Here is a 2,778-nt window from a genome sequence, read left to right as displayed (position 1 = left end):
AATTAAATTATAAGGAATACCTGCTTTTTTTAAACTAAAAAACGTGCAATATGTATGGCTCCTAAACAAATATTTTATTACATAGTTTTTGCAAAAAAAATAATATTATGATATAATAAAAGATAAAATTTATTATTTATTTAAGAGGTTTCCTAAAATGGAGTTAAATGAATTAAGCATAATTCAAATTAGAGAAAAATTAAAAAATAAAGAAATAGATGCTGTTAGCCTAACAGAATCTATAATAAAGAAAATAGAAGAAGATGATAAAAGAGAAGATAAAATATATGCTTATTTAGAAATTTTTAAAGACGAAGCTATAGAGCAAGCTAAAAAAGCACAGGATAGAATAAATAAAGGTGAAGATTTGCCTCTTCTTGGAGTTCCTTTAGCTATTAAAGATAATTTATGTTATAAAGATCATTTAATGACAGCTTCTTCAAAGATGCTTGAAGGCTACAAAGCTCCATATACTGCCCCTACAGTTCAGAGATTAATAGACAACGGTGCTATCATAATTGGAAGAACTAATATGGACGAGTTTGCTATGGGCGGTACAACAGAAACTTCTAATTATGGAATTACAAGAAACCCTGTTAATAGAAAACATGTTCCTGGCGGTTCTTCAGGCGGTTCTGCTGCTGCGGTTGCTGCTAATTTTGCTTTTGGAGCTTTAGGAAGCGATACTGGCGGTTCTATTAGGCAGCCTGCTTCTTTCTGCGGTATAGTTGGTGTTAAGCCTACTTATGGAAGAGTGCCAAGACTTGGATGTGTGGCTATGGCGAGCAGTTTAGACCAAGTTGGTCCTCTTGCTAAAGATGTTAAAGATGCCGCTTTGATGACTAAAATTATTGCTGGTTTTGACCCTAAAGAATCTACTACTTTAAACATACCTGTGCCTGATTATAATGCTCTTTTAGACGGAAATGTTAAGGGTATGAGAATTGGACTTGCTAAAGAATATTATGAAACTGATTTGATAAATAATGAAGTGAGAGAAAATGTAATGAAGGCTATAGATAATCTTAAAGCTCAGGGTGCTGAGATAGTGGATATATCTTTGCCTAATGCTAAATATGGTTCAAGGGTTTATACTGCTGTTATGGCGGTTGAGGTTGCTTCTAATATGGGCAGATACGACGGTATAAGATATGGTTATCACCCTAAAGGCGATTTTAATTTAGATGAATATTATTATGCTTCAAGAAGTGCTGGGCTTGCTTTTGAGACAAGAGCAAGAATATTATTTGGTACTTTAATGACTGGTAAAAAATTCTTCTATAGCCATTATCAGCATGCTTTAAAAGTGAGAAAACTAATGCAAATGGACTTCGACAATGCATTCAAAAATGTTGATATTATAATATCTCCAACTTCTCCTATCACTGCTGGTCTTTTAGGTACAAGAGACCAAACAGACAGTGCTTTAGGTTTCTTGGCAGATAGTTATGCTTCTAATATTAACTTGGTAGGTCTTCCTGCTATGAGCGTGCCTTGCGGAGTAGATAAAAACAATATGCCTATAGGTATACAGTTTATTGCTAAGCAGTTTGATGAAGCTTCTATGTTTAAAATGGCTTATGCTCATGAATTGAATTATAAATAATAGTTCCTATAACAAAATACTATTATTTCTATACTGCTATTTAAATTATATTCTTTTAATAATTTTATAAGCTCTTTTAATGTAGCTCCTGATGCATAAACATCATCTATAATGAGAAGTTTTTTGTTTTTAAGGTTTTCTATATTCTTGATTGTGAAGGCGTTTTTTATATTGTCTTCTCTTTCTTTTAATGTTTCTAAAGTTTTTTGCTCTTTTATATTTTTATTTAATATAATATCATCAGATTTTTTTATATTTAATGTTTTTGATATAGTATCAGCAAAGAAACTCATAACATTATTATTTTTATTTGAAGGCACATATAAAAGCAAATCAAAATTTATATTTAAATATTTATAGCAATTAAAAAAACTTTCAAATATTATAGGGGTATTATTTATATTTCCTTTTTTAAAAGCTCTAAGTTCATCTCCAAGCTCAAAATCTAAATCGCCGAGAGCAGATATTCTTACATTGTTATCTAAATAAAAAGTTTTGTATGGTTTAAAAATGTTTACAGCCTTTTTTTGTTTATTATTATGTATGTTAAAGCTATATAGATAGAGTTTAGAATTATTCCTTTATAGCTATTAATTAGAGAATTAAACCACATATCATAATCAAATATATTTAATAATAAAATAGATGAAAATCTTGCGGCTATAAAAGATAAAATAGATAAAACAATAACATAATTACTGTTTTTTAAAAAATGCTTAATAACTGATATTAACAAAGAATAAACAATTCCTTCAAACATTAAAAAATATAAAATAGGAATGTTTGGCATCTGGAATATTAGATGGTTTAGAATAGGGGATAATATTGAAAGAGCTATTAAGTAAATTGGGCTTAAAATAAAAGAGCCTATAGATAAAGCAAAAAATATAGGAAGAAACTCTGTTCCTTTAAGTCCTACAAAGTGTACAGCAATAGGAGATATTATACTTACTGCTATTAAAGATATAAGAATTAAACTTTCTATTTTGATTTTTTTTATAGACAAACTATTAATCATAGCATTATTCCTTAAGTTATCATTATATTTTAAGTTATAAATAATATATCATAACATAGAGTTTTTTTAAATATAGAGATGCACAGGAGCCAGACATATTGCAGTTAGGAATTCCTTAATTTCTTAAAGTATAGCATAGGTGTATCATAATTTA

General features: G+C 28.9%; 3 protein-coding genes. 1 reads left to right on the top strand and 2 read right to left on the bottom strand.

The annotated features are described in order from the left end of the window. Positions 1 to 157 precede the first annotated feature (157 nt). Positions 158 to 1,606, top strand: coding sequence for an Asp-tRNA(Asn)/Glu-tRNA(Gln) amidotransferase subunit GatA (gene gatA, locus Q0H31_RS13070; protein ID WP_295298892.1), 1,449 nt, complete (start codon positions 158 to 160; stop codon positions 1,604 to 1,606). Here the strand turns inward: gatA and Q0H31_RS13065 are convergent. Further along, on the bottom strand, positions 1,597 to 2,073 hold the full coding sequence (locus tag Q0H31_RS13065) for a ComF family protein (protein ID WP_367117140.1): 477 nt from the start codon (positions 2,071 to 2,073) through the stop codon (positions 1,597 to 1,599). The genes gatA and Q0H31_RS13065 overlap by 10 nt on opposite strands. Positions 2,074 to 2,120: 47 nt before the next feature. After that, the gene (locus Q0H31_RS13060; RefSeq protein ID WP_295298888.1) at positions 2,121 to 2,624 is read right to left on the bottom strand and encodes a hypothetical protein; all 504 of its coding nucleotides are present in this window, start codon (positions 2,622 to 2,624) and stop codon (positions 2,121 to 2,123) included. Positions 2,625 to 2,778 lie beyond the last annotated feature (154 nt).

The sequence above is a fragment of the uncultured Brachyspira sp. genome, assembly GCF_934747485.1.
In the GTDB taxonomy this organism is placed as follows: domain Bacteria; phylum Spirochaetota; class Brachyspiria; order Brachyspirales; family Brachyspiraceae; genus Brachyspira.
This window is presented reverse-complemented; position numbering and strand designations above follow the sequence as displayed.